Origin of the sequence: Endozoicomonas sp. ALE010, assembly GCF_049310165.1 — a bacterium.
In the GTDB taxonomy this organism is placed as follows: Bacteria; Pseudomonadota; Gammaproteobacteria; order Pseudomonadales; family Endozoicomonadaceae; genus Endozoicomonas.
The window spans coordinates 1-9,704 of record NZ_JBLYNV010000105.1 but is presented as its reverse complement, the minus strand read 5'-3'; the positions used below and the strand labels follow the sequence as shown (position 1 = coordinate 9,704).

Annotated in this window: 4 protein-coding genes; all 4 read right to left on the bottom strand. The window is 50.7% G+C overall.

Annotation, left to right across the window (positions count from 1 at the left end; translation table 11 throughout):
• The coding region (locus ACO6UY_RS23290; RefSeq protein WP_422491449.1) for a hypothetical protein at positions 1-862 on the bottom strand (862 nt) is incomplete at its 3' end.
• Positions 863-913: 51 nt separating this feature from the next.
• On the bottom strand, positions 914-3,694 hold the full coding sequence (locus ACO6UY_RS23285) for a DUF1601 domain-containing protein (RefSeq protein WP_422450725.1): 2,781 nt from the start codon (positions 3,692-3,694) through the stop codon (positions 914-916).
• Between the two features lie 84 nt (positions 3,695-3,778).
• The gene (locus ACO6UY_RS23280) at positions 3,779-7,033 is read right to left on the bottom strand and encodes a DUF1601 domain-containing protein (RefSeq protein ID WP_422450726.1); all 3,255 of its coding nucleotides are present in this window, start codon (positions 7,031-7,033) and stop codon (positions 3,779-3,781) included.
• Positions 7,034-7,239: 206 nt separating this feature from the next.
• On the bottom strand, positions 7,240-9,704 hold a 2,465-nt coding region (locus ACO6UY_RS23275; RefSeq protein ID WP_422491448.1), incomplete at its 5' end, for a DUF1601 domain-containing protein.

Sequence of the window (9,704 nt, the reverse complement as noted above, 5' to 3'; positions counted from 1 at the left end):
TAAATTGGTCTTTCTGTACGTACACGAAAGGCAACAGCGATGCCACGGCCTCGTTGAACGCTGGTGTCTGCTCCTGCCCGTTGCTCACCAGTTTCGCCATGGCCCACAGCAGGTTGGCGATTTCCTGTGGTTTAAAGTCAGCTTTCTGTGCCTTCACGTGGGGCAACAGCGCAGCCACGGCCTCTTTGAGCCCTGGTGTCCGCTCGTGCCCGTTGTCCACCTGCTTTGCCATGGCCCACAGCAGGTTAGTGATTTCCTGGGCACCAATATCACTGGCTTCCGGTTTTTGGTTGCCGTTAAATATGATGGCATCAATTAACGTTGACAATAAGGCAGTTTGAGTACGCTTAACACGCTCATCGAGGGATCTATGAGAGCTAAAAACACCCGCTGAAGTAAATGAATGAAATGTTGTCGTCAGACTTCGCCAATTCCAGCTCCGCGTTACAGTAAAATTTTGCAGCAAACGCATCAGCTGGCTTTGTTCTATTCGATTTAACGGTCTTTTAGCAGCTAACGTGTATTTTTTAATTGAACTGGCATAATGACCGTGATATCTCCCATCATATTCAGGACCGAAACGATTCGATTTATTCACCAGAGTATTGATTGTTTCTTTTTTGATGAGGGAATTAAAATCCTGAGCAAGGTTTACTGAACGGCTCAGTAGATTTTGAGGAGGGCGTGCGCCAGGAGAATGGTAAAATACATTACGCCTCTGGCGGGGGGGATGATCCCGCTGTCTGACTGTACACTCTCTATATCGTCCACGCCTTCCGGAAGCGGCATGGTTATCCGGTTGGTTGTCATTACTACCTGATCTTGCGTATTGACCACTGATATCAGCAGAGGTTCTATGCATAATTATATTTCATTAATTCATGACAATATAAAAAGCAGACTGCGGTTCTGTTCAGAAGTTCATTTTGCTGAAATGTTTATGAGTTTTTTTTCTTTTCTTTTTTCTATTTTTTGGTTTGTCTGTTTGCTTTTCTAAATGTTCCCCGGCGGCTAAATAACGTGGATCTGAGGATTGACACTCTTTGTCGGCGGTAACGTTTGTCTCATCTACGCACTCGATTTTAACTGATGCACTGCCATGGCCCTGTGGTGGGATGGCCACCCTGGTCTTTATTTGATCAATAATTAAATCTGGGTTCCAAAGCTGGTTAACCGGGATTTCAATGACCTCAAATCCTGCTTTTCGCAACAGTGCGATTTTCAGCAGAGTCGACCCATTCCTGGTTTTGAAATCACCACTCACGTAATGAAACTTTCCCTGAATTTCAATCACCATGTTGTGATCTGGCAGTATCAGGTCAACCGGCGGTAATGAGTTCAGGCTCTTTTCTTCTTCAATCTGCAAAGATGGAATGCATGATTGGAGCTGATGGCGAAAGTTGGATTGATGTTTTGATATGAAAGTCTCGTAATGGGGGACGACTGGGGACGCTCTCCCAAGCCAACTTGCGGCCATGGCAATGACGGTTTGTTCCTCTCCATTGTCCGGGGATGTCTTTTCCAGACGAGTAAACAGGTCAACTATGTGCTTTTCAAGCACGTTATTTTTATTGGCATTGGAGACCATAAACAGCCTGGCACAGCATACCATGACTCCCCAGAGAGATATCAATATCCCTTGCTGAGAGAGCTGCGGGTTTTCACTGATTTTGTAGACCAGCGATTCGAACGTAGAGGTAACTGCGTTCAGCTCAACGAGCTCACCCAGTTTCGCCATGGCCCACAGCAGGTTAGCGATTTCCTGTGGTTTAAAATTAGCTTTCTGTGCGTTCACGTGGGGCAACAGCACGGTCACGGCCCGGTTGAGCTCTGGCACCTGTTCTTGCCCGTTGTCACCCAGTTTCGCCATGGCCCACAGCAGGTTTGCGATTTCCTGTGGAATAAACTGGTGTTTCTGAGCACTCACGTGGGGTAACAGCGCGGCCACGGCTTCGTTGAGTTCTGGTGTCTGCTCTTGTTGGTTGTCCACCAGTTTTGCCATGGCCCACAGCAGGTTGACGGTATCCTGGGGATTAAATTGGGATTTCTGTGTGCTCACGAAGGGCAACAGCGCGGCCACGGCCTTTTTGAGTCCTGATGTCTGCTCCAGCCCGTGGTCCACCAGTTTCGCCATGGCCCACAGCAGGTTGGCGATACCTTGTGGTTTAAAGTTAGCTTTCTGTGCGTTCACCTGGGGCAACAGGGCGTCCACGGCTTCTTTGAGATTTGGTGTCTGCTCCTGCCCGTTGTCCAGCAGTTTCGCCATGGCCCAGAGCTGGTTGGCGATGCCCTGTGGTTTAAAGTTTGTTTTCTGTGCGTTCACCTGGGACAACAGGGCGTCCACGGCTTCTTTGAGATTTGGTGTCTGCTCCAGCCCGTTGTCCACCAGTTTCGCCATGACCCACAGCAGGATGGCGATGCCCTGTGGTTTAAAGTTTGCTTTCTGTGCGTTCACGAGGGGCAACAGCGCGGCCACGGCCTCGTTGAGTGCTGGTGTCCACTCCTGTCCGTTGTCCACCAGTTTTGCCATGGCCCACAGCAGGTTGGCGATACCCTGTGGTTTAAAGTGAGCCTGCTGTTCGTTCACGAGGGGCAACAGCGCGGCCACGGCCTCGTTGAGCGCTGGTGTCCACTCCTGTCCGTTGTCCACCAGTTTTGCCATGGCCCACAGCAGGTTGGCGATACCCTGTGGTGTAAAGTGAGCCTGCTGTTCGTTCACGAGGGGCAACAGCGCGGCCACGGCCTCGTTGAGCGCTGGTGTCCGCTCCTTCCCGTTGTCCACCAGTTTCGCCATGGCCCACAGCAGGTTGGTGATACTCTGGGCATTAAATTGGTCTTTCTGTGCGTTCACGCGGGGCAACAGCGCGGCTATGGCCTCGTTGAGCGCTGGCGTCCGCTCCCGCCAGTTGTCCACCAGTTTCGCCATGACCCACAGCAGGTTGGTGATATTCAGAGGAATAAACTGGTCTTTATGTGCGCTCACCTGGGGTAACAGCGCGGCCACGGCCTCTTTGAGTTCTGGTGTCCGCTGCAGCCCGTTGTCCACCAGTTTCGCCATGGCCCACAGCAGGTTGGCAATTGCCCGGGCTTCAATATCCATGGCTTGAGGTTTTTGGTTGCAATTGAATATTATTGCATCAAGTAACGTTGATAATAAGGCAGCTTGAGTAAGCTTAACACTCTGATCCATGGGGTTATGAGGGGTAAAAACGCCCGCTGAAGTCAATGAATGAAGTGTTGACGTCAGGCTTCGCCAATTCCAACTCGGTGTTGCGGTAAAATTTTGCAGCAAATGTATCAGCTGGCTTTGTTCAGTCCTGTTTAACGGTCTTTCAGCATCTAGCGTGTATTTTTTAATTGAAATGGCATATTGCCCGTGATTTCTTCCATCATAACGGTGGCCGAAATGATAGGATTTATTCACCAGATCATCCATTATTTCTGGTTTGATGAGTGCATTAAAATCTTGAGCAGGGTTTACTGAACGGCACTGTAGATGTTGAGAAGGGCATACGTCAGAAGAACGATAAAATTCATTACGCCCCGGGTTTGTGCGGGGGGGATTATGCCACTGTCTGACTGAACAATGTCCATATCGACCACGCTTTGAAGAATCGGCATGATCATTCGGCTGGTTATAATCATTATCCAATCTTGCGTATTGACCACTGATACCAGTAGAGCTTCTGTCCATAATTATATTTCATTAATTCATGAAAATATAAGAAGCAGACTGCTGTGCAGTTCAGAAGTTCATTTTGCTTAAATGTTTATAAATTTAAGCGGTTATTGGCTTTTTTTTCTTCCTTTTTCTTTTTTTGGGTTTGCCTTTTTGCTTTTCTAAATGTGCTTCGGCGGTTAAGTAACGGTGATCAGAGGATTGCCACCCGGTGTTATGAGATGCAAAGGCATGATCCTGTGGCGGGAAGTCCACCCTGGTCTTTATTTGATCAATACATCGTTTTATTGAACCCGGTTTCCAAAGCGTGTTAGTCGGGATTTCAAAGACTTCAAATCCTGCTTTTTGCAACAGTGCGATTTTCAGCAGAGTCGACCCATTCCTGGTTTTGAAATCACCACTCACGTAATGAAATGGTCCCTGAACTTCAATCACAATGTTGTGATCTGGCAGTAGCAGGTCGACTGGCGGTAATGATTTCAGACTCTTTTCTTCTTCAATCTTTAATGATGGAATGCATGATTGGAGTTGATCTCGGACGACGCTTTGAGGTTTTGAAATGATTGCCTGGTAATGGGGGGTGACCGGACACGCTCTTCCAAGCCAACTGGCGGCCATGGCAATGGTGCATTGATTCTCTTCATTATTCGGGGAGGTATTTTTCAGGCGAGTAAACAGGTCATCCATGTGCTTTTCAAGCACGTTATTTTTAGCATGGGAGTCTAGAAACAGCCTGGCACAGCACACCATGACTCCCCAGAGAGACATCCATATCTCTTGCTCAGAGAGCTGAGGGTTGCCACTGATTCGGTAGACAAAAGATTCAAAGGTAGAGGTCACCACACCCAGCTCAACGAACTCACCCAGTTTTGCCATGGCCCACAGCAGGTTGGCGATACCCTGGGCATTAAATTGTTCTTTCTGTGCATTCATGTGGGCAAACAGCGCGGCCAGGGCCGCTTTGAGCTCTGGTGTCTGCTCCAGCCCGTTGTCCACCAGTTTGGTCATGGCCCACAGCAGGTTGGTGATGCCCTGGGCACTGAATTGGTCTTTCTGTGCGTTTACGCAGGGCAGCAGAGCGGCGACTGCCCCGTTGAGCCCCGGGAGCCACTCTTGCCTGCCGTCTATCAGTTTCGCCATGGCCCACAGCAGGTTGGCGATATGCTGAGGAACCAATTGGTCTCTCTGTGCATTTACGTGGGGTAACAGCGCGGTCATGGCCGCTTTGAGCTCTGCTGTCTGCTCCAGCCCGTTGTCCACCAGTTTCGCCATGGCCCACAGCAGGTTGGCGATATGCTGAGGAATAAATTGGTCTTTCTGTGCGTTCACGCAGGGCAACAGTGCGGCCACGGCCTGGTTGAGCCTTGCTGTCCACTCCAGCCCGTTGTCCACCAGTTTCGCCATGGCCCACAGCAGGTTGGCGATTTCCTGGGCATTAAATTGGTCTTTCTTTACGTTCACGTGTGGCAACAGCGCGGCCATGGTCTCGTTGAGTTCCGGGGTCCGTTCCTGCCCGCTGTCCACCAGTTTCGCCATGGCCCACAGCAGGTTGGTAATACCCTGTGGGTTAAAGTTAGCTGTCTGTGCGATCACGTGGGGTAACAGCCTGGCCACGACTTCTTTGAGCTCTGGTGTTTGCTCCAGCCCGTTGTCCACCAGTTTCGCCATGGCCCACAGCAGGTTGGCAATACCCTGTGGTGTAAAGTTAGCCTTCTGTGCGTTCACGTGAGGCAACAGCCTGGCTACCGCTTTTTTGAGCTCTGGTGTCCACTTCAGTCCGTTGTCCACCAGTTTCGCCAAGGCCCACAGCAGGTTGGTTATTTCCTGTGGTTTACTGTTAGCTTTTTGTGCGACCACTTGGGGCAACAGCGTGGCCAGGGCCTCTTTGAACTCTGGTGTCCGCTCCAGCCCGTTGTCCACCAGTTTCGCTATGGCCCAGAGCAGGTTGGAGATTTCCTGTGGTTTGTTAGCCTGTGCGTTTACGTGGTGCAGCAGCCCGGCCACGGCTTTGTTAAGTTCTGGTGTTCGCTCCAGCCCGTTGTCCACCAGTTTCGCCATGGCCCACAGCAGGTTGGCGATACCCTGGGGATTGAACCGGTCTTTATGTGTGTTTACCAGGGGGATTAGCGTGGCCAGGGTTTCTTTGAGCTCTGGTGTCCGCTCCTGTCCGTTGATCACCAGTTTCGCCATGGCCCACAGCAGGTTGGCGATATCCTGGGCATTAAATTGGTCTTGCTGCGCGTTGACGTGGGGCAGCAGCTCGGCCACGGCTTCGTTGAGCCCTGGGGGCTGCTCCTGCCCGTTGACCACGAATTTAGCCATGGCCCACAGAAGGTTAGCGATTTCCTGTGGATTAAAGCCAACTTTTTGTACGCTCACGTGGGGCAACAACGCAACCAGAGCTTCTTTGAGCCCTGGTATCCACTCCTGCCCGTCGTCCAACAGTTTCGCCATGGCCCACAGCAGGTTAGCGATATGCTGAGGAATAAATTGGTCTTTCTGTGTTTTCACGTGGGGCAACAGTGCAAGCACGGCTTCTTTCAGACCAGGTGTCTGTTCCTGCCCATTGTTCACCAGTTTCACCATGGCCCACAGCAGGTTAGCGATATGCTGAGGAACAAATTGCTCTTTCTGTGTGTTTGCGTGGGGCAAAAGGGCGGCCAAGGCCTTTTTGAACTCTGGTGTCCGTTCCTGCCCGTTGTCCACCAGTTTTGCCATGGCCCACAGCAGGTTGACGATTCCCCGGGCATCGATATCCCTGGCTTCAGGTTTTTGGTTGCACTTGAACGTTATTGCATCAAATAGCGTGGACAATAAAGTAGCTTGAGTGAGCTTAACACGCTCATCCACGGGCTTATGAGGGGTAAAAACACCCGCTGAAGTCAATGAATGAAATGTTGTCGTCAGGCTTCGCCAATTCCAGCTCCGTGTGACTGTGAAATTTTGCAGCAAATGTATCAGCTGGCTTTGTTCAGCTCGATTTAACGGTCTTTTAGACGCTGACGTGTATTTTTTAATTGAACTGGCATATAGGCCGTGATCTCTTCCATCATAGTGATGACCGAAATGATCCGATTTACTCACCAGGCCATCCATTATTTCTGGTTTGATGAGCGCATTAAAATCTTTAGCAGGGTTTACTGAACGGAGCAGTACATATTGAGAAGAGCATGGGGCAGAAGAATGGTAAAATCCATTGCGCCCCGTGGCAGAGTGGGGGGGAGTATCCCATTGTTTGACTGTGGCTTGTCTATATCGTCCACGCATTGAAGAAGTGGCATGGTTATCCGGTTTGTTGTAATTCTTGCCTGGTCTTGCGTATTGACCACTGATACCAGCAGAGCTTCTATCCATAACTATATTTCATTACTTCATGAAAATATAAAAAGTAGACTGCTGTTCTGTTCAGAAGTTCATTTTACTGAAATGTCTATAAAACCAGGCCGTTGGGGGATACACATCTACTTCTGATGCCACCAATCCGTTATTTTCAAATCATTTTGGGCAACAGGTATTCAACGCTGGCGCTCCTTCCCTGGAATATGAATACAGTTCTTGAGTCATGAGGAAAGGGAAGAGGTTATTGGCTTTTTTTTCTTTCTTTTTTTTGGTTTGCCTGTTTGCTTCTCTAAATGTTCTTCGGCGGTCAGGTAACAGTGATCTGAGGATTGCCATTCTTTATCGGCGGTAACGTTTGCCTCATCTGCCCACCCGATTTTATGTGATACAGAGCCATGGCCTTGTGGCGGGATGTCCACCCTGGTCTTTATTTGATCAATACATCGTTTTATTGAATCCGGGTTCCAAAGCGTGTTAACCGGGACTTCAATGACCTCAAATCCTGCTTTTTGCAGCAGTGCGATTTTCAGCAGAGTCGAACCAGTCCTGGTTTTGAAATCACCACATACGTAATGAGAGGGTCCCTGAATTTCAATAATAATATTGTGGTCTGGCAGTAGCAGATCAACCGGAGGTAATGAGTTCAGACTCCTTTCTGCTTCAATCTTTAAAGAGGGAATACATGATTGAAGTTGATCGCGGAAGTCGGTTTGAGTTTTTGAAATGGTTGTCTGGTAGTGGGGGACGATCGGACACGCTCTGCCAAGCCAGCTTGCGGCCATGGCAATGATGGATTGTTCATCTCCATTGTTTGAGGCTGCATTTTCCAGGCGAGTAAACAGGCCATCCATGTGCTTTTCAAGCAAGCTGTTTTTATTGGCATTGGCATCTTGGGACAGCCTGACACAGCATACCAATACTCCCCAGAGAGACATCGATATATCTTGCTGAGATAACTGAGGGCATTTACTGATTTGGTAGACAAGAAGTTCAGTCGTGGATTTAACCACGTTCAGCTCAACGAGCTCACCCAGTTTCGCCATGGCCCACAGCAGGTTGGCGATATGCTGAGGAATAAACTGGTCTTTCTTTGCGTTCACTTGGGACAAAAGTGCGGTCACGGCTTCGTTGAGCTCTGGTGTCTGCTCCTGCCCGTTGATCACCAGTTTCGCCATGGCCCACAGCAGGTTGGCGATTTCCTGTGGTTTAAAGTTCGCTATTTGTGTGTTTACGTGGGGTAACAGCGCGGCCACAGCTTCGTTGAGCCCCGGTGTTCGCTCCTGCCCGTTGTCCACCAGTTTCGCCATGGCCCACAGCAGATTGGTGATACCCTGTGGTTTAAAGTTAGCTTTCTGTATGTTGACGTAGGACAACAGCGCGGTCACGGCCTCGTTGAGCTCTGATGTCTGATCCTGCCTGTTGTCCACCAGTTTCGCCATGGCCCACAGCAGGTTGGCGATATCCCGGGCATTGAATTGGTCTTTCTTTGCGTTCACGTGGGGCAACAGCGCGGCCACGGCCTCTTTGAGACCTGGTGTCTGCTCCTGCCCGTTGTCCACCAGTTTCGCCATGGCCCACAGCAGGTTGGCGATATCCCGGGCATTGAATTGGTCTTTCTTTGCGTTCACGTGGGGCAACAGCGCGGCCACTGCCTCTTTGAGACCTGGTGTCTGCTCCTGCCCGTTGTCCACCAGTTTTGCCATGGCCCACAGCAGGTTGACGATATGCTGAGGAATAAATTGGTCTTTCTGAGTGTCCACGTGGGGCAACAGCGCGGCCACGGCCTCGTTGAGCACTGGCATCTGCTCCAGCCCGTTGTCCACCAGTTTCGCCATGACCCACAGCAGGTTGGCGATATGCTGAGGCATAAATTGGTCTTTCTGTGTGTTCACGTGGGGCAACAGCGCGACCACGGCCTCGTTGAACTCTGGTGTTTGCTCCTGGCCGTTGTCCACCAGTTTCGCCATGGCCCACAGCAGGTTGACAATGCCCTGGGCATTAAATTGGTCTTTCTGTGTGTTCACGTGGGGCAACAGCGCGACCACGGCCTCGTTGAACTCTGGTGTTTGCTCCTGGCCGTTGTCCACCAGTTTCGCCATGGCCCACAGCAGGTTGACAATGCCCTGGGCATTAAATTGGTCTTTCTGTGCGATCACATGGGGCAACAGCGCGGCCACGGCCTCGTTGAGCACTGGTTTCCACTCTTGCCCGTTGTCCACCAGTTTCGCCATGGCCCACAGCAGGTTGGCGATATCCTGGGCACTAAATTGGTCTTTCTGTGCGTTAACGTGGGGCAACAGCGCGGCCACAGCCTCTTTGAGCCCTGGTGTCCACTCCTGCCCGTTGTCTACCAGTTTCGCCATGGCCCACAGAATGTTGGCGTTACCCTGGGCATTAAATTGGTCTTTCTTTGCGTTCACGTGGGGCAACAGCGCGGCCACGGCCTCTTTGAGCCCTGGTGTCCACTCCTGCCCGCTGTCCACCAGTTTCGCCATGGCCCACAGCAGGTTGACGATACCCTGGGCCTTAAATTGGTTTTTCTGTACGTTCACGTGGGGCAACAGCGCGGCCACGGCCTCTTTGAGTTCTGGTGTCTGCTCCTGCCCGTTGTCCACCAGTTTCGCCACGGCCCACAGCAGGTTGGCGATTTCCTGTGGTTTAAAGTTAGCTTGCTGTGCGTTTACGT

What these genes read in the sequence shown, in the direction of transcription:
- ACO6UY_RS23285 (WP_422450725.1), bottom strand. Translation starts at nt 3,694, where the DNA reads ATGGACAGAAGCTCTACTGGTATCAGTGGTCAATACGCAAGATTGGAT.
- ACO6UY_RS23280 (WP_422450726.1), bottom strand. Translation starts at nt 7,033, where the DNA reads ATGGATAGAAGCTCTGCTGGTATCAGTGGTCAATACGCAAGACCAGGC.